Annotated in this window: 7 protein-coding genes; 5 read left to right on the top strand and 2 right to left on the bottom strand. The window is 62.9% G+C overall.

Going from position 1 to position 22,165, the window contains the following annotated elements; all coding sequences use genetic code 11:
• Nucleotide 1 precedes the first annotated feature (1 nt).
• The 5 genes from pvdM (at nucleotide 2) to AB4N85_RS04475 (ending at nucleotide 7,931) form a co-directional block, all read left to right on the top strand.
• Entirely contained in the window at nucleotides 2–1,366 is a 1,365-nt protein-coding gene (pvdM, locus tag AB4N85_RS04495) for a pyoverdine-tailoring dipeptidase-like protein PvdM (RefSeq protein ID WP_252869110.1), read from the top strand.
• On the top strand, nucleotides 1,363–2,649 hold the full coding sequence (gene pvdN / locus AB4N85_RS04490) for a pyoverdine-tailoring periplasmic protein PvdN (protein WP_252869109.1): 1,287 nt from the start codon (nucleotides 1,363–1,365) through the stop codon (nucleotides 2,647–2,649). Before pvdM ends, pvdN begins: the two co-directional genes overlap by 4 nt.
• Nucleotides 2,650–2,685: 36 nt before the next feature.
• Nucleotides 2,686–3,573: a dihydropyoverdine dehydrogenase gene (pvdO, locus tag AB4N85_RS04485; protein WP_236169438.1), complete on the top strand. Its 888-nt coding sequence runs from the start codon at nucleotides 2,686–2,688 to the stop codon at nucleotides 3,571–3,573.
• Nucleotides 3,574–3,682: 109 nt separating this feature from the next.
• Nucleotides 3,683–5,332 carry a cyclic peptide export ABC transporter gene (locus AB4N85_RS04480; protein WP_123443162.1) on the top strand — a complete coding sequence of 550 codons (1,650 nt, stop codon included), beginning with the start codon at nucleotides 3,683–3,685 and terminating at the stop codon, nucleotides 5,330–5,332.
• Nucleotides 5,333–5,447: 115 nt separating this feature from the next.
• Nucleotides 5,448–7,931 (top strand): TonB-dependent siderophore receptor, encoded by a 2,484-nt coding sequence (locus AB4N85_RS04475; protein ID WP_177342708.1) that lies wholly within the window; start codon nucleotides 5,448–5,450, stop codon nucleotides 7,929–7,931.
• An 876-nt stretch (nucleotides 7,932–8,807) separates the two neighbouring features.
• Here the strand turns inward: AB4N85_RS04475 and AB4N85_RS04470 are convergent.
• Both AB4N85_RS04470 and AB4N85_RS04465 read right to left on the bottom strand, forming a co-directional pair.
• Nucleotides 8,808–9,770: an alpha/beta hydrolase gene (locus AB4N85_RS04470; protein ID WP_252869108.1), complete on the bottom strand. Its 963-nt coding sequence runs from the start codon at nucleotides 9,768–9,770 to the stop codon at nucleotides 8,808–8,810.
• A gap of 69 nt (nucleotides 9,771–9,839) precedes the next feature.
• Entirely contained in the window at nucleotides 9,840–22,154 is a 12,315-nt protein-coding gene (locus AB4N85_RS04465) for a non-ribosomal peptide synthase/polyketide synthase (protein WP_252869107.1), read from the bottom strand.
• Nucleotides 22,155–22,165 lie beyond the last annotated feature (11 nt).

The following is a 22,165-nucleotide window of genomic DNA, read 5'->3' as shown; positions in this document are numbered from 1 at the left end:
AATGACAAAACCGCGTTGGAAAAAGGCTCTATTCATCGGCCTGCCGCTGGCCCTGGCGATCAGTGCCGGCGCAGGATTTCTGGCCTGGGATTACCTGAACAACCCCGGCTACCCGGTGAAGGTGATGAAACAGGCGACTGAATTGCAGGAGCGCCTGCTGTCGTTCGACAGCCACATCACCGTGCCGCTGAGTTTCGGCAGCCACGACCACGAAGCCGACAAGGATGGCTCGGGCCAGTTCGACCTGGTCAAGGCCAATCGCGGACGCTTGTCCGGCGCAGCATTGACGGTGTTTGGCTGGCCGGAAATGTGGAACGGCCCGAACGCCCCGCACCGTCCCACCGAGGGTTTTGTCGAAGAAGCGCGCAATCAGCAGGAGGTGCGTTACAAAATCATTTCCGGGATCGTCCGCGACTTTCCCAATCAGGCCGGCATCGCCTACACGCCGGATGATTTCCGCCGCCTGCACGGCGAAGGCAAGTTTGCGATTTTCATCAGCATGCTCAACGCCTACCCGCTGGGCAATGATCTGAGCAAGCTCGACCTGTGGGCCGGGCGCGGCATGCGCATGTTCGGTTTCAGTTACATCGGCAACAACAGCTGGGCCGACTCGTCGCGACCGCTGCCGTTTTTCAATGATTCGCCCGACGCCCTCGATGGCCTGTCGGACATCGGTAAACAAGCGGTGCAGCGCTTGAACGATCTGGGCGTGATCATCGACGTTTCGCAGATGTCGACCAAGGCCCTCGAGCAAGTCGCCGAACTGAGCCGCACACCGCTGGTGGCCTCGCACTCGGCGCCACGGGCGGCGGTGGATATCCCGCGCAACCTCAGCGACAAAGAGCTGCAACTGATCAAGAACAGTGGCGGCGTGGTGCAGGTCGTCGCCTTCTCGCAGTACCTGAAACCGCTGACCCAGGGCACGCAGGACAAACTCAATGCGTTGCGTGCGCGCTTCGATCTGCCGCCACTGCCCAACCTGGCGATGGCACTGATGCCGGGCGATCCGATCATCACCGCCTGGTCGGAACAGAAGCTCGGCCAATACGCCAGCGGCCTCTACGCGATCCTCGAAGAAGAACCGAAAGCCACCCTAAAGGACTTCGGCGACGCCATCGATTACACGGTGCGCAAGATCGGTATCGACCACGTCGGCATTGCTTCGGATTTCAACGATGGCGGCGGCATCAAGGGCTGGGAAAACGTCGGCGAGATCCGCAACGTCACCGCCGAACTGCTACAGCGCGGCTACTCCGAAGCGGACATTGCCAAACTCTGGGGCGGCAACTTCATGCGCGTCTGGGACCAGGTACAAAAAGCCGCGAAACCGGCGCTGGCGTCGCGCCAGGAGGTGGCCCGGCCATGACCGATCGTCGCACTTTTCTCAAGCAGGCCGGCCTGCTCGCCGCCGCCCTGCCCTTGGGCGCCAGCCTGACTGCACCGGCGGCCATCGCTGCCGTGCCGACTGCGTCGCTAGACAAATGGGCGCAGTTGCGTCAAATGTTCGATCAGGATCCCCAAGCGATTCACTTCGCCAATTTCCTCGTCACCTCGCACCCCAAACCGGTGCGCGAAGCGATCGAACGCCATCGCGCGGCGCTGGATCTGAATCCGGGTCTGGCGATGGATTGGGATCTGGGCGTCACCGAGAAGCGCGAAGAAAACGTGCGCCACTGGGCAGGCCAGTATCTGCAAGCCAAACCGGCGCAAATCGCCCTGACCGGCAGCACCACCGAAGGCCTGGCGATGATCTACGGCAGCGTACAGGTGCGCGCGGACCAGGAAATTCTTACCACGGTTCACGAGCATTATTCGACGCGCAACATTCTCGATTTCCGCAGCCGTCGTGACGGCACGCGCGTGCGCAAACTCAAGCTGTTCGAAACCCCGCAGAGCATTTCTCTGGATCAGGTACTCGACACGATCAATCGCAACATCCGCCCCGAGACCCGCGTGCTGGGCATGACCTGGGTGCATTCCGGCAGCGGTGTGAAGCTGCCGATCAGCGACATCTCGCGGCTGGTCGATGAGCACAACCGTCAGCGCGACGACCAGGACCGGCTGATCTACGTGGTCGATGGCGTGCACGGTTTTGGCGTCGACGACCTGAGTTTCCCGCAGATGAACTGCGACTTTTTCATCGCCGGCACGCACAAGTGGATGTTCGGCCCGCGCGGCACCGGCATCGTCTGCAGCCGCACTGAAGAACTGAAATACGTCAGCCCCAGCGTGCCGACGTTCTCCGAGGCCACGGCCTTCTCGACCATCATGACCCCGGGCGGCTACCACGCCTTCGAGCATCGCTGGGCGCTGGACGAAGCCTTCAAGTTGCACCTGCAGCTGGGCAAGGCCGAGGTGCAGACGCGCATTCATCAGCTCAACAGCTACCTCAAGCAACGCCTGCAGGAGCACCGCAACATCGAACTGGTCACCCCGCTCGCCTCGCAGTTCTCCGCCGGTTTCACCTTCTTCCGGATCAAGGGCCAGGACAGCGATGAAGTAGCTGCCTGGCTGATGCAGAACCGGGTGATCTGCGACGCGGTCAGCCGCGACGTCGGGCCGGTGATTCGCACCGCGCCGGGCTTGCTCAACAGCGAAGCCGAAGTGGATCGCTTCATGGACATCCTCGGCACCAAGCTGCGTGCCTGACCCTCGACTGCCGTTTTCCTTTCAAAGAGACGACCCATGAAAAAGCCTCACGCGTCACTCCTCTCCAAAGCCCTGCCCGCACTGGCGCTAAGCGCCCTCTGCGCTGCCCTGTTGCCCGGCACCGCGCACGCGGCGACAGCACCCGCTGCGGGCAAAGTGTTCAAGGATTGCAAGGACTGCCCGGAAATGGTCGTGTTGCCGACCGGCAGTTACACCATGGGCACGCCGGACGATGAGGTCGGCCGCCAACCCGACGAAGGCCCGCTGCACACGGTGACGTTCAGCAAACCATTCGCTATCAGCCGCTCGCAGGTGCTGGTGGGCGAATGGGACGCCTATGTGCGCGAAACCGGCAACAAGCCCTACGACTTCGATGACCGCCCCGGCCGCCGCTGCACCGCCGGCAAGCCGGAATTCAAACAGACGCCACGCGACCCGGCCGTGTGCATGAACGTCGCCGAAGCCCAGGGCTACATCGACTGGCTGTCGAAAAAGACCGGGCACGCCTATCGCCTGCAAAGCGAATCGATCCGCGAATACGCCGCCCGGGGCGGCAGCACCGGGCCTTTCCCGTTCCCGTTCGATGAGGGCAAGGATTACCAGATCTCCAAACACGCCAACACCTACGGCGCAGCCGACGGCTACAACTTCACCTCGCCGGCCGGCACCTTCCCGGCCAATGCGTTTGGCGTGTTCGACGCCCACGGCAACGTCTACGAATGGACCGCCGATTGCTATCACCCGGACTACTCCGGAGTGCCCGCCGACGGTCGCCCATGGACCCAGGAAAACTGCGAACGCCAGGTCATGCGCGGCAACGACTGGGGCGAGGCGCCGATCTTCTCGCGCTCGGGCAACCGCAACAGCAGCTGGCCGACCAGCAAGGGCGACTGGCTGGGCTTTCGCGTAGTACGCGACCTCTGATCCCGCCCTCGACGAGCGCAGCCACGCCTGCGCTCGGCTAAAGAAACTCCGCGACCATTCGTTTTCCTTAAGTACCGGCACTCCCTCCGCATCGAAGCAGGAATCCTCCATGACCAAGCCTACGCGTGGGGCGATCAACGAATTGTTCGCCCTGCTCAAGCCCTTCCGCCTGATCGTCTCGGCGTCCATCGTGCTCGGCATGCTCGGCGGCCTGAGCGTCACCGTGCTGCTGGCGACCATCAACAACGCCCTGCATTCCGATGACGGCCTGACCCGCACCGTGGTGATGATCTTCGCCGGCCTCTGTGCCCTGGCCCTGCTGACCACGATCCTGTCGGACATCGGCACCAACTACGTCGGCCAGCACATCATCGCCAAACTGCGCAAAGAGCTGGGGGAGAAAGTCCTGTCGGCGCCGATCGACCAGATCGAACGCTATCGCAGCCATCGCCTGATTCCGGTGCTGACCCACGACGTCGACACCATCAGCGACTTCGCCTTCGCCTTCGCGCCCTTGGCGATCTCCATGACCGTGACCCTTGGTTGTCTCGGCTATCTGGCCATGCTGTCGTGGCCGATGTTCCTGATGATGCTGGTGGCCATCGCCATCGGCACCACCATCCAGGCCATCGCCCGGGCCAAAGGCATGCGCGGTTTCTACGCCGCCCGCGATTCCGAAGACGAACTGCAGAAGCACTACAACGCAATTGCCGAAGGCGCCAAGGAACTGCGCATTCACCGCCCGCGCCGCCAGCGCATGTTCGTCGCCGGCATTCAGAAAACCGCCGAGAAAATCTGCGACACCCAGATCAGATCGATCAACACCTTCGTCATCGCCAAGTCGTTTGGCTCGATGCTGTTCTTCGTGGTCATCGGCATGGCCCTGGCCCTGCAATCGCTGTGGCCGAGTGCCGACAAAGCGGTGATGAGCGGATTCGTTCTGGTGCTGCTGTACATGAAGGGGCCGCTGGAACACTTGATCAGCACCCTGCCGATCATCAGCCGCGCGCAGATTGCCTTCCGCCGCATTGCCGAACTCAGCGAACAGTTCTCCTCACCGGAACCGCACCTGTTGCTGCAGGATCAGGGCAGCAAGCCGGCCGCCGTCAACAGCCTGGAACTGCGCAACGTGCGCTACGCCTTCCCTCCCGTGGAAGGCAGCGAACCGTTCCGCCTCGGCCCGGTGAACCTGCGCATCGAACAGGGCGACATTGTGTTTATCGTCGGTGAGAACGGCTGCGGTAAAACCACGCTGATCAAATTGCTCCTGGGCCTGTACGCGCCGACCGAGGGCGAAATCCGCGTTAACGACAAGCCAATCACTGCGGTCAATCGCGATGACTACCGGCAGAACTTCACGACGATCTTCGCCGACTACTACCTGTTCGATGATCTGATTCAGGGCGATCGTGAAGTGCCGCAGGATGCCACCCGCTACCTCGAACGTCTGGAGATTGCGCACAAGGTCAGCGTGCGCGACGGCGCGTTCAGCACCACCGACCTGTCCACCGGCCAGCGCAAACGCCTGGCACTGGTCAATGCCTGGCTCGAAGAGCGCCCGGTGCTGGTGTTCGATGAATGGGCGGCGGATCAGGACCCGACATTCCGGCGGATCTTCTATACCGAGCTGCTGCCCGACCTCAAGCGTCTGGGCAAGACCATCATCGTGATTTCCCACGACGACCGTTACTTCGACGTCGCCGATCAACTGGTGCGCATGGAGGCTGGCAAGGTCAAAAGCGAACTGCAACCCGCCTGATCGAAGCAGCCGCGACCGGGCCGGAGAAAAAACTTTTCCGGTTTGCCGCGGCTTCCTCGTCTTAATGAGATGAATAAGAACCATTAACAACTATACCTGCCAAGGTCTTAACCTCATGTCCGCATCCCGTTTCATGCTTCGCCCTCTGACTCGAGCCCTGCTGATGCACGGCGCGACCCGCACACGCCTGGCCGGTAGCGGCCTGGGTCTGGCACTGACCCTTGCAGCAGCGCCGTATGTCCAGGCCCAGGAATGGACCCTGAACATCCCGGCCCAGCCGCTGGCCCAGGCCCTGCAGACCCTCGGTCAGCAGACCAGCCTGCAAATCATCTACAGCCCGGAAAGCCTGCAAGGCCTGCGCTCCAGCGCCCTCAACGGCCGCTACCAGGATGACGAGTCACTGAAGGCGATGCTCAGCGGCACCGGCATTCGCTATCAGCGTGACGGCAACACCGTCACCGTGCTCGGCCCGGCCACCAGCGGCAACGCGATGGAACTGGCGCCGACCAACGTCAACGCCAACCGCCTCGGCGCCACCACCGAAGGCAGCAACTCCTACACCACCGGCGGCGTGACCATCGGCAAAGGCGTGCACTCGCTGAAGGAAACGCCGCAGTCGGTCACGGTGATGACCCGCAAGATGCTCGACGACCAGAACCTCAACACCATCGAACAGGTGATGGAGAAGACCCCGGGCATCACCGTCTACGACTCGCCCATGGGCGGCAAATATTTCTACTCGCGCGGTTTCCGCATGACCGGCCAGTACCAGTACGACGGCGTGCCGCTGGACATCGGCAGCAGCTACGTGCAGGCGGACAGCTTCAACAGCGACATGGCCATCTACGACCGCGTGGAAATCCTCCGCGGCGCGGCGGGCATGATGAAGGGCGCGGGCGGCACCGCCGGCGGCGTCAACTTCGTGCGCAAGCGCGGCCAGGACACCCCGCACACGCAGCTGTCGCTGTCGGCCGGCACCTGGGACAACTACCGCGGCCAGGTCGACACCGGCGGACCGCTGAACGACGCCGGCACTGTCCGTGGCCGCGCAGTGGTGACCCAGCAGACCCGTAAGTATTTCTACGATGTGGCTGAACGCCGCGACCAGATCTACTACGGCGCCCTGGACTTCGACCTCAGCCCTGACACCACCCTCGGTCTGGGCATGGCCTATGAAGACGTCGACGCCACCCCGTGCTGGGGCGGCCTGCCGCGCTACGCCGACGGCTCCGACCTGCACCTGAAACGCTCCACCTGCCTGAACACCTCGTGGAACAACCAGCGCAGCAAACGCGCCACCTACTTCGCCGACGTCAAACACCAGTTCAACGACGACTGGTCGCTGAAAGTCGCCGGCGTGTACTCGCGCAACACTCAGGACATGGAATATTCCTTCCCGAGCGGCACAGTGCCCTTGGGCGCCACCGCCACCAACACGCTGATGCTCGGCAGTACCTATGATTACGATCAGCGCGACTACGGGTTCGATGCCTACGTCGATGGCAAATTCGACGCCTTCGGCCAGCAGCACGAACTGATCGTCGGCGCCAACGCCAGCCGTTCGCACAAGGACGACTTCTACGCGGTGGCGGCATTGCCACAGCGCCAGAACGTGTTCAACCCGAACCACAACATCCCGCAGCCGGATGAAAGCTACTACCTGGCCAACGCCTCCCGTGGCGGCCCGGTGGACATGCACATCAAGCAATACGGCGCCTACTCGATCGCCCGCCTGAAACTCGCCGACCCGATGACGCTCGTGCTCGGCAGCCGAGTCAGCTGGTACAAATCCGATACCGATTCGGTGCAGTACTTCCGTGGCGAAGGCACCGAGGTCAACACCCAGTCCACCGAAACCGGCCAGGTCACGCCGTTCGCCGGCCTGCTCTACGACCTCAACGACAACCTGACCGCCTACGCCAGCTACACCGACATCTTCACCCCGCAAGGCTCGTATAAAACCATCGACGGCAGCACGCTCAAGCCGCTGATTGGCCAGAGCTACGAATTGGGGATCAAGGGTGAGTGGTACGACGGTCGTCTGAACACCACGTTCAACCTGTTCCGCACCATCCAGAAAGATGCGGCCCAGGATGACCTGCGGTGCGAAGACAGTTCGTGCCAGATCAACTCGGGCAAGGTCCGCGCCCAGGGCTTTGAAGCTGAAGTCAGCGGTGAAGTGATCGACCGCCTGCAACTGTTGGCCGGTTATACCTACACCCAGACCAAGGTGCTGGAAGATGCCGATGCCACTCAGGATGGCGCGGTCTACAACTCCTACGTGCCGCGTCACCTGTTGCGCGTCTGGGGTGATTACGCCCTGAGCGGGCCGCTGGACCGTGTGACGATTGGTGCGGGTGTCAATGCGCAGACGGGCACCTACCGGGTTTCGCCTCTGGGCGGGGACAATGTCGACGGCGCGGGTTATGCGGTCTGGAACGGTCGCATTGGTTATCGAATTGATGACACCTGGTCGGTGGCGTTGAACGGCAACAACCTGTTCGACAAGCGTTATTACGCGACCATTGGTACCGAGGGGTTCGGTAACTTCTACGGTGATCCGCGCAATTTTGTGATGTCGGTGAAGGCTGATTTCTGATTGCTCTTAGTTGTGTGGAAGCCCCGCTTTGGCGGGGCTTTTTGGTTTTTGGGATTGGGGGGCATATCCGTTGCTGCGGTGAAGGCTACTTAGGGTTCCGCCCTTACGGCGGGTCACTTTTTCCAAACGCCGGAATGCCGGCCCAGCGAAAAGTAACCAAAAAGGCTTTGCCCCGGCGTACGGCCCGCTCGCTGGGGCTCGGGGTACCTTCGTTACGGGACCGATCCGGGCGCAGCGGCTCCGGTTGGCTTCGCTGCACCTACACTCGCTGTGTACGACTGCGTCGTACGGTCGCTGCGCTCCCACCCCCGGATCGATCCCGTAACGAAGCCTGCCGAAGGGGCAAATGATCAAGAGCCAGAGCAAAAGCCCCTCACCCTAGCCCTCTCCCGAAGGGAGAGGGGACTGACCGAGGTGTTCAGGCGAAATACGCCGACTTGCGATATCGAGTCGAATGCAGATTCTGAAAAGCCCGCAAATCGGCTCCCTCTCCCTCGGGAGAGGGCTGGGGTGAGGGGCGAATCCAACACAGATCCAAAGCAGACCACACGCTTTTCACCACTCAACAATGAGCGTTAGCTCGAGTGCTTTTGATCTTGCTTTTGATCCACCGGCGACGTCGGAAGGCTGAGTGGAGGGATTGATCCGGGGGTGGGAGCGCAGCGACCGTTTGGCGCAGCCAAACACAGCGAGTGTAGGTGCAGCGAAGCAAACCGGAGCCGCTGCGCCCGGATCGATCCCGCAGCGAAGGAACCCGAGCCTGCGAGGGCCGAACGCAGGAGCTAGCGTTTTTTGCTTACTTTTTTAGGCGCTTGTAAAAAAGTAAGTCGCCGTAAGGGCGAAACCGCCAGCAGCAACACCAAAAAAAACGGATATTCACCCCATCCAAAAAACCCGCGCAAGCGCCCCACCAACCCGCGAATAAACCTCCAGACCCCCAGGCACCACCGCCCCCAACCGCAACAAATCATGAGTCAACCCGGCACAAATCTCGACCTCGACCTCAACCCCCTGCCCACGCAGCCTGTCGACATAAGCCTGCCCCTCATCCAGCAACGGATCAAACCCCGCCAATACGACAATGGCCGGCGCCACCCCACGCAAATCCTCCGCCAGCAACGGCGAAAAACGCCAATCCAGATAATCCTCCGGCCCCCGCGCGTAGTGCTGATAAAACCACTCCAGCGTGTCGTTCTCCAGCAGGTACCCCTCGCCAAACAACAGCCGCGAATCATGCACCCGCGAAGCATCGGTCACCGGATAACACAACAACTGCGCCTTCGGCGCGATAGCCACCGTGTGCGGCTGCCGCACCGCCTGAATCGCCAGCACCGTCGCCAACGTGGCACCCGCGCTGTCGCCACCAAACGCAACGCGCGAACCATCCAGGCCGAGGCTCGCAGCCTCTTCGGCCAGCCAGGCCAAAGCGTCCTCGCCATCCTCCAGCGCCGTCGGAAAGCGATGCTCCGGCGCCAGTCGATAACCGACCGAAAGCACCGCACACGGCGTGCGCTGGCAAAACTCGCGGCAGACGCCGTCGTGGGAATCCAGACTGCCGACCACAAACCCGCCACCGTGGAAATACACCAGCACCGGCAGCGGCGATTCAACACCGTTGGGCCGATACAAACGCAACGCCAGCGCCGTACCATCGCGGGCCAGTGTCTCAATCTCGCTGACTTCAAGATCCTGCGGCGCCGGCCAGCGCAGTTGCGCGGTGGTCTGCTCGAAGGTGGCGCGGGCCTCGCTCGGGGTCAGTTGGTGCATGGCCGGCAGGCCGGCGTCCTGGCTGTCTTGAGCGAGGTCGAGGAAAGCTTCCAGATCAGGGTGTAACGACATCGATAAAAATCCTTGTATCCGCAATAAGACGGGCGCGCCTGCGCAGCGCCCGCGCAAAAGACCGGGCGATCAACCCGCCCGCGCCATGCAGTGTTCGATCAACGCTTCAAGCTCACGCTGGTAATCGCTCATCAGCGCATCCATGGTGCCGGCGCGGTAACGCTGGCTGCTGTAGATGCAGCGCAAGGCCAGTTGCCCGTCATAGACCTGGCCGACGATTTCCAGCCAGTTGCCCAGATTCGCCTTGAGACTGTAGTTGTCGCCGGTCTCTTCCAGTGCCGGCACCAGCAACGCCTGTTCGTCGAAGCTCTGGTCGAACTGTCCGAGGTAGTTGAAGGTCACCCGTGCCTGCGGCAGTGCGGCCAGTTGCGCCGAAATGTCCGGCCCGGCCAGATGACGCAGCACGCCATAGCCGATGCCCTTCTGCGGTACGCCCGCCAGTTGCGCCTGCACATCGATGATCGACTGGCCGATGTCGTGGCCGTCCGGGCGCAAACGCACCGGGAACATGCTGGTGAACCAGCCGAGGCTGCGGCTCAGGTCGATCGATTCGAAGAGGTCTTCGCGCCCGTGCCCTTCGAGCAGAATCAACGCCGACGGTTGCTGGCTCCAGCGGCACAGGGCGCGGCTGAGCGCTGACAACAGCAAGTCGTTGATCTGCGTGCCGTACACCGCCGGGGCCTGTTTGAGCAGTTGTTCGGTGTGCTCGCGGGACAGCTTGAGCCGTGCCTGCGCCTGTTGCCGCACGAGGTTCTTGCCGCGCGGGTTGTCGCACGGCAGATCAACGCCGGGCTGATCCAGTTGCTCCAGCCAATAGCTCAATTCCTGCTCGGCAATCACTGGGGCCTGCGCCTGCAATGCCTCGGCAAACGAACGATAGCTGCTGGTGCGAATCGGCAGTTGCGGCGCCAGCCCCTGCACGCACGCCTCATAAGCGACTTTCAGATCGTCGAGCAGAATCCGCCACGACACGGTGTCGACCACCAGGTGATGAATCACCACCAGCAAGCGCGCCTGGCCATCCGGCAAGGCCACATGCATGACCCGCCAGACCGGCCCGTCATCGAGTTTGAGGCTGCGCTGCGCGAGGTTGGCCAAAGCTTCGACCTCTTCGCTGCTTTGCGCTTCACGGCGCCACAGCACAGCCTCGTCGGACGCGCAGCTGCTATAGCGCTGCAACCAGCGCCCGCCGTCATCGGAAAAACGCAGGCGCAACGAATCGTGATGCTGTTCGATCAAGCCCAGCGCCTGTTCCAGGGCATCGAGATCTAGCGGCTGACGTGCGCTGAGCAGCAACGACTGGTTGTAGTGATGCGCCTCGGCCATGCCTTCGGCGAAGAACCATTGCTGGATCGGCAGCAAATTGAACGCACCCTCTGCGGCAACCTGAGTCTGGTCCGGCAACGCTTGCCCGGCGCCCTCCTTCGCCACTTGCTGCTCGACAATGCCGGCGATGGTTTGATAGCGCATCAGATCGCGCAGCTTCAGTTCCATCTGAAGGGTCGGGTGGTTTCGCACCCGCGAGATCACTTGCAGGCTGAGGATCGAATCGCCGCCCAGTTCAAAGAAGTTATCGCTGATACCGACCTGCTCGACCTGCAACACCTGCGCCCAGATTTCCGCCAGCAGGCGTTCCTGCTCGGTGCGCGGCGCAACATATTCGTCGCTTTTGAACTCCGGCTCCGGCAAGGCCTTGCGATCGAGCTTGCCGTTGGGCGTGACCGGGAACGCGCTGAGGCAGACGATCTGCGCCGGCACCATGTATTCCGGCAGCGAAGCGCGCAGCCCGGCCTTGAGTTCATCGCCGATATCATCACCCGTGGCAGTGACCACATAACCGATCAGTTGCTTGCCGGAGGCATTGTCGCGGGCAATCACCAGCGCATCGCTGACCGCCGGCAACTGACGCAGGCTGGCCTCGACTTCGCCTAGCTCGATGCGGAAGCCACGGACCTTGACCTGATGGTCGATGCGCCCGACGTAATCGACCACCCCGTCCGGGCGACGACGCACCAGATCGCCGCTGCGGTACAGGCGCTCGCCAGGGGCAAACGGGTTGGGCACGAAGCGCTCGCTGGTCAGATCGGGGCGGCCGTAGTAACCGCGAGCGACGCCGTAACCGCCGATGTACAACTCACCGGCAAAACCCGGCGGCAGCGGATTCAGATCGTCGTCGAGCACGTACAACGAACGCGCACCGACCGCGCGGCCAATCGGCGCGTATGCCGCTTCGCACTGCTGGCTGATGGCGACTTTCCAGAGCATCGGCGTGACCACGGTTTCGGTCGGGCCGTAGCCGTTGGTGAAGTATTGCGGACGCAACGCCGCTTTCACCTGTTCGAAAGTCTGCTCCGGCACCGCATCGCCACCGAAGCAGTAGATGCGCACTGGCGGCGGCGCAATGCCGCTGGCGGCTGCGTACTCGGCCAGTTGCTTGAGATAGGCCGGCGGGAAACAAGCGATGGTCACGCCGTAATCGTGCAGGGCCTGATAGGTCTGCTCCGGCGTCCACAAACAACCGTCGCGGATCACCAGACGACCGCCGCTGTACAGCGTACTCAGCCAGCGTTCGTGAGCGCCGTCGAAAGCGAAGGACATGAAGTGCAGCTCGCAACTGCTCGCGTCCATTTCGTACAACTCGGCGATCGCCTGGCAGTGCATGCTCAGCGGTCCCTGGGTCACGGCCACGCCTTTCGGCCGTCCGGTGGAGCCGGAGGTGTAAACCAGATAGGCCAGGCTCTGCTCATGAACATCGCAGACCGGGACCGCGTCACTGTAAAGACTGCGATCGAGCTGATCGATTTCCAGACGCCGCACGCCGTTAGGCGCCGGCAACGTCGCACGCAGGCTGGTTTGCGTCAGCAGCAGCGCCATGCGCGAATCTTCGATCATGTACGCCAAGCGCTCGGGCGGATAATCGATGTCCAGCGGCACGTACGCCGCACCGCTCTTGAGCACGGCGAGGAAGCTCACCAGCATTTCCAGCGAGCGCGGCAACGCCACGCCGATCACCACTTCCGGCCCGGCGCCGTGGGCGATCAGGCACTGCGCGAGTCGATTGGCCTGCCGCTCCAGCTCTGCGTAGCTCAGGCTTTCGCCGGCGCATTGCACTGCGATCGCGTGGGGTTGCTGTTGCGCATGACGGCTGATCAGCTCCGGCAGCAACTGCGGCGCGTGGCGGTGGGAAGGCTCGGCGCTCCAGGCCTGCGCCGCTTGCCATTGTTCGGCGGACAGACGCTGCAAGTTGCCCAGCCGCTCATACGGCGCGGCCATCATCGCCGCGAGGGTGTTTTCCAGGGTCAGGCGAATGCCTTCTACCGCCTCGGCGCTGAAGTGGCTGCGCAGGTACAGGTACTCGATCGACAATTCGTCGCCGAGCATCACCGCAAGGTCCATCGGCACGTTGGTCACGCCGTGGCCGATGGATTTGCCGAAGGTCAGCTCGGTGTCGGTTTCTTCCTGCAAGCGCTCGTCGATCGGGAAGTTCTCGAACACCACGATGCTGTCGAACAGCGCCTGACCACCGAGGTTCGACCAGCGCTGCACATCGGCCAGCGGTGCCTGGGAGTAATCGCGAATGTCGAGGTTGTAGGCCTGCACTTCACCCAGCCAGTCGGCCAGACGCTGATCGGCCTGTGGGGTCTGAATGATCGGCAACGTGTTGATGAACAGGCCGAGCATGTTGCCGACGTTCGGCAGACTTTCCGGGCGCCCCGACACGGTGGCGCCGAAGGTCACCGTTTGCTGGCCAGTGTAGCGTTGCAACAGCAGCAGCCACGCGCCCTGAATCAGCGTGTTGGGGGTGATGCGCAGGTCGCGGCAGAACTCCAGCAGGCGCGCGGTTTGCGCTTTGTCCCAGTTCGAATAGATAGCATCGTGACCAGTAACGTCGGCACTATGACGCGGGTGCATCGCCTGACTCAGCGCAGTCGGTTCGTTGACCACTGCCAGACGCGCTTTCCAGAACAGCTCCTGGGCATCCTGATCCTGCGCCTGCAACCAGGCAATAAAGTCGCGATAGCGGCCGTTCTCGCCAGTCACCTGGCCCGTGGCGTAGTACTGCAAGACCTCGCCGAACAACCGCGAACTGCTCCAGCCGTCCATCAGGATGTGGTGACTGGTCCAGATCATCTGGTACTGCTCGTCGCCCAGCTGCAGCAGGGTCACCCGCTGCAATCGCGCCTCGGACAAGTCGAAGCCCAGCGCGCGATCGGCGCTGGCGAATTCGGCAATCGCCGCTTCGCTGCAGTCCTGCTCGCGCCAATCGAGCACCTGCATCTGCAGCGGCGCCTGGCGATGGACGACCTGCAACGGCTTGGCCAGCCCATCCTGCCAATGGAAACTGGTGCGCAGGATTGCCTGACGGACAATGATGAATTCCCAGGCCTGGCGGAAACGCTCCACGTCGAGGCCCTTGATCGGCAGGCTGACCTGTTGCACGTAGAGGCTGCTGCCGTTATCCGACAGCGTGTGGAAGAGCATGCCTTCCTGCATCGGCGACAGCGGATAGACGTCTTCGATCAGTTCCGCCGGCACCGGCAAGGCATCGAGTTGCGCCTGATCCAATTGCGCCAACGGGTAGTCGCTGACGCTGGCGGATTGCGCGTCTTCAAGCGAAACCACTGCGGCCAGTTTCTGCACCGTCTGCTGCTGGAACAGGTCCTTGGGCGTGAAGCAAATGCCCTGCTGCCGAGCGCGGCTGACCAGTTGAATCGAGATGATCGAATCACCGCCGAGGGCGAAGAAATTGTCGGTCACGCCGACCCGCTCGATCTTCAGAATGTCCTGCCAGACCTCGGCCAGTTGCTGCTCCAGCGGCGTCGAAGGCGCGACGTAATCGCGTTGCGCCTGATTGGCATCCGGCGTCGGCAAGGCCTTGCGATCAAGTTTGCCGTTGGGTGTCAGCGGCAACTGTTCGAGGAACAGCCACTGCGCCGGCACCATGTAATCCGGCAGATGCGCCTTGAGCGCGGCTTGCAGCGCAGCGCTCAGCGCGTCCAGTTGCGCAAGACTCTGATCAGCCTCGGCCGGCACCACATAAGCCACCAGTTGCTGGCCGCCAACGCCGTCCACCGCCAGCACCACGCCTTCGCGCACGCTGGCCTGGGCCAGCAGACGCGCTTCGATTTCCCCCAGTTCGATACGGAAGCCGCGCACCTTGACCTGATGGTCGATGCGGCCGACGTATTCGATACGGCCGTCGTCCATGAAACGCGTCAGGTCGCCGGTGCGGTACATGCGCTCGCCGTTGCTCGCCAACGGGTTGGGCACGAAGCGCTCGGCGGTCAGGCCCGGGCGCAACAGATAGCCACGGGTGATGCCCTCACCGGCCAGATACAGCTCCGCTGCGATGCCGAGCGGAGCTGCCTGCAATTGCCCGTCGAGCAGGTACGCGGTGGTGTTGCGCAATGGCCGGCCGATATTGGCCTGGCCGCCGAGTTCGCGGCGGGTCCAGGTCGAATACGTGGTGTCTTCGGACGGCCCGTACAGATCGTAAACGTGGGCGACCGAAGTCTCGCGGTACAAGGTGTCGACCAGCGCCTGCTTGAGCGGCTCGCCGGCCAGATTGATGATGCGCACACCCGGCGGGATCTGGCCGATGCGTTGTAGCGCGGCAATCGCCGATGGCACGGTGTTGATCAGGCGCACCTGATCACGCTCGGGCAAGTCCGCCAGCTCCAGGGCATTGCGCGCCATGACCATGGACCCGCCGCGCGCCAGGGTGACGAAAATCTCCCACACCGACAGGTCGAAGCACACCGACGTCGAGGCCAGTACGCCTTGCAGATCGTCCTCGCTGTAGACCTCGGCGGACCAGTGAATCAGCGCCTGTACGTTGCGATGGGCGATGGCCACGCCTTTCGGTTTGCCGGTGGAACCGGAGGTGTAGATCACGTAGGCCAGATTGGCCGAGTCGGCGCGCGCCGGCAGGTTGTCCGGCGCTTGCGCGGCGAACGCCTCACCGCCGGCCTCGACCAGCACCACGTGGGCTTCGCTGGACGGCAGTTGCGCCAGCAACGCTTGCTGGGTCAGCAGGACTTTCGCCTGGCTGTCATCGAGCATGTAGGCCACGCGGTCGGCCGGGTAGTCCGGGTCCAACGGCACGTAGGTGCCGCCGGCCTTGAGCACCGCCATCAGGGCGATCACCAGTTCCGCCGAACGCGGCAGCGCCACGCCGACGCGCACTTCGGCGGTGACACCCAGCGTCACCAAATGCCGGGCCAGCTGATTCGCCCGCAGGTTCAGTTCGCCATAGCTCAGGGCCACGCCGGCATGACTCAACGCCAGTGCCTGCGGATGTGCTGCGACCCTTGCTTCAAAGCTCTGCGAGATCAGCCGCTCGGCCGGATAAGCGGCGTGATTGTCGTTCCACTGCGCCAGCGTCTGACGCTCGGCCAGCGGCAGCAGACCGATCTCGCCGAGTGCACGCTGCGGCGCTGCGATAAATTGCTCGAGCACTTCACGCAAATGCGCCGCCAGACCAAGCACGCTGCGCTCGGCGAAGTGTTCGGTGAGGTAGTTGAAATCGAGGTTGAGCACTTGGCTGGCGCCGGCGATCAGGGTCAGACCGTAGTTGGTCTGCTCGCGATGCTCCAGACCGGAAAAGCGCAGCCCGCCCGGATTGGCCTCCAGCGCTTCGGACACCGGGTAGTTCTCGAACACCAGCAAAGTGTCGAACAGCGCTTCGCCACTCAATGCGGCCAGACGCTGAATGTCCTGCAACGGCGTCTGTTCGTAGTCGCGCAACAGCAGGTTCTTGTCCTGCACGCTGCGCACCCAGTCGCCCACACTGAGGGTGGCCTGCGGGCTGGCGATCACCGGCAGAGTGTTGATGAACAGCCCCAGCTGTTCTTCGATGCCCGGCAAATCCACCGGACGCCCGGATACCGTGGCGCCAAACGCAACGGTGGCCTGGCCGGTATAGCGCTGCAACACCAGCAGCCATGCCGCCTGCACCAGGCTGTTGAGGGTCACCTGTTGCTGACGGGAGAAGCTGTTCAGACGCTGGGTCAACGCTTCATCGAAATGCAGACGATGCATCTGTTTGCCCGGCCCCGGCACGGTGCGTCCGTGGCAGGCGGAGGCCAGTCGGGTCGGCTCGTCGAGTTCGGCCAGTTGCCCGCGCCAGAATTCCTGCGCGGCCGCCTTGTCCTGGCCCTGTAGCCACACCAGAAAATCCCGATAGCGACCCTGCGCGCTCGGCACCGGCTGGCCGGCGTAATCCTGCAGCACCTCGCCGAACATCCGCGAGTTGCTCCAGCCATCCATGAGGATGTGGTGGCAGGTGAAAATCAGTCGATGGCGATCGTCGGCAGTGCGCAGCAGGCACAGGCGCAACAGCGGCGGATTCTGCAGATCGAAGCCACGTTCGCGGTCGGCCTGCGCCCGTGCTTCAAGCACCGCCGGCAGATCGGCGGCATCGCGCACATCGATTTCCGGCATTTCCAGGGTCAGTTGGCGGTTGATCACCTGCAACGGCGCATCGAGGCCATCGCGGCCCCAGATGAAACCGGCGCGCAGCACTTCATGGCGATCGACCACCCGTTGCCAGGCTTGCTGGAACCGCGCGACGTCGAGGCCGTCGATGTCCAGCAGCATCTGATAGACGTAGGCGCTGGCATCCGCGTCGTACAGGCTGTGGAACAGAATGCCCTGCTGCATCGGCGCCAGCGGGTAGATGTCCTCGATGCGCTGGGCGGCGATCGGCAGGCTGTCCAGATGCGCCTGGGACAAACCGGCCAGCGGCACGTCGGACGGAGTCAGCCCCCCGGAATGACTGAGGCAGTGGTCGATCAATTCGCTCAGCGCCACTTCGTAGGCACGGGCCAAACCGACAATGGTCGCCTCTTCGAAAACGTCGCTGCTGTAGGTCCAGGTCAGGCTCAACTGGCCCTGATAAACCCGGCCATCGATGGTCAGCCAGTTGGCCATCGGCGCGTTCGCGTCCTGACCGGCGCCCTTGTCCTCGGTGGCCGGCCGCCACAAGGCGTCTTCATCGAAGTTGTTATCGAACTGGCCGAGGTAGTTGAACGTCACCTGCGGTTGCGCCAGTTCATGCAGTGCCGCTTGTGCTTCGGCGGTGCCGAGATAACGCAGCAAGCCATAGCCAATGCCCTTGTTGGGGATCGCGCGCAGTTGCTCCTTGATGCCTTTGATCGAGGTTTCCAGGCTGGCGTTTGGCGTCAGGCGCACCGGGAACATGCTGGTGAACCAACCCACGGTGCGGCTCAGGTCGATGTCATCGAACAGGTCTTCGCGGCCATGGCCTTCGAGCTGCACCAACGCGCTGTCGCTAGCGGTCCACTCGCAGAGCACCCGCGCCAGTGCGGTCAGCAGCAGGTCGTTGACCTGAGTGCGGTAGGCCGCCGGGGCCTGTTGCAGTAACTGGCGAGTGCGTTCGGCGTCCAGCCGCGTGTCGACGCTGCGTTCGAAGCGGTTGTTCAACTGGCCCTGCGGATTATCCAGCGGCAAACCGAGCGGAACGTCGCGCAACTGCTCGCGCCAGTAGCTGAGTTCGCTGCCCAGCGCCGCGCTGCGCGCATGTTCTTGCAGGCGCAAACCCCAGTCCTTGAACGCGCTGGTCTTGGCCGGCAGATGCACGCTCTGTCCGCTGCTGATCTGCTGATAGGCGTTCTGCAGGTCTTCGAGCAGGATCCGCCACGACACGCCATCGACCACCAGGTGATGAATCACCAGCAACAGACGCTGACTGGCGTCCGGCATATCGATCAGCGCCGCACGGATCAGGGGGCCGTTGTGCAGGTCGAGGCTGCGTTGCAGATCCAGGCACAGCGCTGGCAATGCCGCGCCGTCGTCCAGCGTAAAGCTGCGCAACAAGTCTTGTGGCTGATCTGCCGCGCCGTGGCTTTGCTGCCAGCCCTGCTCGGTTTGGCGATAACGCAGACGCAAGGCGTCATGCTGTTTTTGCACCTGCGCCAGGGCCTGTTGCAGCGCAGTGGCTTGCAGGGTTTTCGCCGGGGTCAGCAGGATCGACTGGTTCCAGTGATGCCGCGCCGGGATGTCGCTGTGGAAAAAATACTGCTGGATCGGCGTCAGTGGTGCGTCGCCAAGCACTTCGCCCTGCTCCGTCTGCACCGCGTCGCTCTGCTGCGCCACGGTGGCCAAGCGCTGCACGGTCTGATGCTGAAAAATGTCCTTGGGCGTAAAGCGAATGCCGGCCTGCCGCGCGCGGCTGACCACTTGAATCGAAATGATCGAATCGCCGCCCAGCTCGAAGAAATTATCGTGAAGCCCGACCCGTTCGACCTTGAGCACGTCCTGCCAAATCTCCGCCAGATGCTGTTCCAGTTCGCTGCGCGGCGCGGCGTAGGCCTCTTGCACGTGCGCAACGTCCGGCTGCGGCAGTTGTTTGCGATCGAGCTTGCCGTTGGCGGTCAGCGGCAGTCGGTCGAGGAACGCCCAACTGACCGGGACCATATAATCCGGCAGGGTTTCGCGCAGGTGCAGCTTGATCGAATCACGCAGCGCGCCCTGCTCGTCCGCGTTCAATGTCTCAACCGGCACGACCCAAGTCGCCAGTTGCTGGCCGCTGAGGCCGTCCACCGCCAGCACCACCGCTTCGCGCACCTGTATATGCTTGAGCAGTTGCGCTTCGATTTCACCGAGCTCGATGCGGAAACCACGGATCTTCACTTGGTGGTCGATACGGCCGATGTACTCGATCACTCCGTCGCCGCGCAGCCGTGCGAGGTCGCCGGTACGGTACAGACGCTGGCCGGCCTTGCGGTTGAACGGGTCGGGCACGAAGCGGGTAGCGCTCATGCCAGCCTGATTCAGATAACCACGAGCGAGACCGGCGCCAGCGATGTACAACTCACCGATGCAGCCTTGCGGCACCAGGTTGAGCGAGCTGTCGAGCAAGTACCACGACAGGTCGACAATCGGCGCGCCAATCGGGCTGCTGTGATTGCTGTGCAGATCCGCCAGCGACAATGGCCGGTAGGTCACGTGCACGGTGGTTTCGGTGATGCCGTACATGTTGATCAGCGTCGGCGCGCGGTCGCCAAAACGTTCGAACCACGGGCGCAGATTCTGTACTTCCAGCGCCTCGCCGCCGAACACCACGTAACGCAGGGTATTACTGCGGCTCGACTCGCAGGCGACCTGCATCAACGGCTTGAACGCCGACGGTGTCTGGTTCAGCACCGTGACATTTTCATCGCACAGCAGCGTGTAGAAATCCTCTGGCGAACGGCTGACGTCGTGGGGCACCACCACCAGTTTGCCGCCGTACAGCAGCGCGCCAAAAATCTCCCACACCGAAAAGTCGAACGCGTAGGAATGGAACAGCGTCCAGCTGTCCTGCGCGCCGAAATCGAACCAGTGCGCGGTGGCGCTGAACAGGCGCATCACGTTGCCGTGCGGCAGCAACGCGCCCTTGGGTTTGCCGGTGGAACCGGAGGTGTAGATGACGTAGGCCAGATTGTCCGGCGTGGTCAGGCATGGCGGGTTGCTTTCGATGCTGTGTTCCGGCGCCTGATCCAGATCGAGGCAGACCAGCCCCGGCGGAATCGGCAATTGCCCGAGCAAATGGCCCTGGGTCAACAGCAATCGAATACCGCTGTCGTCGATCATGTAGCTCAAGCGGTCATCCGGGTAGCTCGGGTCCAGCGGCACATAGGCGCCGCCCGCTTTCAGCACCGCGAGAATGGCGACGATCATGTCCAGCGAACGCTCCACCGCCACACCGACGCGCACGTCCGGGCCGACGCCCTGCTCGAGCAGCGTATGCGCCCACTGGTTGGCGCGGCGATTGAGTTCAGCGTAGGTCAGGCGTTGTCCTGCGAAGGTCACGGCCACCGCGTCGGCATGCCGCTCGGCCTGGGCCTCAATGGCTTGCTGGATGCACGGCGTCAGCGGTTGTTCAACCAGCGACGGATTCCATTGCGCCAACAGCTGTTGCTGCTGGCCGGCGTCGAGCATCGGCAATTGGCCGATGCACCGGGTCGGCTCGGCGACGATCGCCTGCAACAGCGCGGTCCAGTGTTGCGCCAGTCGCTCGATGGTCGCTGCGTCGAACAGGTCGGTGGCGTACTTGAGTACCGCTTCGATGCCGTGCGCCTGTTCGGTAGTGTTGAGGGTCAGGTCGAATTGCGCGGTCTGGCTCTGCCATTCCAGCGGTTCGATGTTCAGGCCGTTAAGGCGCGTCGCAACGCTCGCACGGCGCTCGGCCTGGTGGTTGAACATCACCTGGAACAGCGGACTGTGGCTGAGGCTGCGGCCCGGCTCCAGCGCTTCGACCAGTTGCTCGAAGGGCAAGTCCTGATGCGCCTGCGCCTCCTGGGCGGTCTGTTTGACCTGACGCAGCAGTTCGACAAACGGCAGCTCTGCGTCGATGTCCGCCTTGAGCACCTGGGTGTTGACGAAGAAGCCGATCAGCCGCTCGATTTCCACCCGGCCACGGTTGGCCACCGGCACGCCGACACGGATGTCGCTTTGCCCGCTGTAGCGATGCAGCAAGGCCTGAAACGAAGCCAGCAGCAACACGAACAGGGTGACGTTTTCCTGCCGGGCAAACGCCTTGAGGGCATGGCTCAGCGCCGGATCAAGAATCAGGTTGTGGCTGGCGCCGGCGAAGCTCTGCTCCACCGCGCGCGGGCGATCAAGCGGCAGTTCCAGCACCGGTTGCTCGCCGCCGAGTTTTGCCTGCCAGTAGGCCAGTTGTCGCTCCTGCTCACCGGCCTCCATCCACTGGCGCTGCCACAAGGCGTAATCGGCGTATTGAATCGGCAGGGCCGGCAGACCGGCGTCGTGACCGAGGTTGAAACCGGCATAGAGCTGCACCAGTTCCTCGATCATCACTTGCAGCGACCAGCCATCGGAAACGATGTGGTGCAGGGTCAGCACCAGCACATGCTCATCAGGGTTGACCTGCAGCAGCGCGGCTCGCAGCAACGGGCCGTGCTGCAGGTCGAAAGTCTTCTGGCTCTGGGTCTGGACAAAAGCCTGGATCGAGTGCTCCGGGTCATTCGCCAGTTCAGCGCTCAGGTTGTGAATCTCCAACGCAAAAGGTCCTGCGGGCAGGACCACTTGCAAGGGTTGCGCGCTGTCTTGAGAGAACACCGTGCGCAAGGTTTCGTGGCGTTCGATCAGCGCCGCGATGCTGCGTTCCAGTGCCGGCACATCCAGCGGCCCCTGCAAGCGCAGGGCCGTCGGAATGTTGTAGGCCGCGCTGTGCGGTGCCCACTGCCAGAGGAACCACTGGCGCTGCTGAGCGTAGGACAGCAGCAGCGGCTCTTCAGCCGTGCGCTTGAAAACCGGGGCAATGTCAAAGAGGTTGACGCCTTTCTGCTTGAGCAGAACCGCCAGAGCCTTTCTTTGCTTAGCCGAAAGTTGTCCTACCGACTCGATTAACTCTTGCACGCGTTTTTCCC

Source organism: Pseudomonas sp. H1_G08 (assembly GCF_054681355.1).
This window is presented reverse-complemented; position numbering and strand designations above follow the sequence as displayed.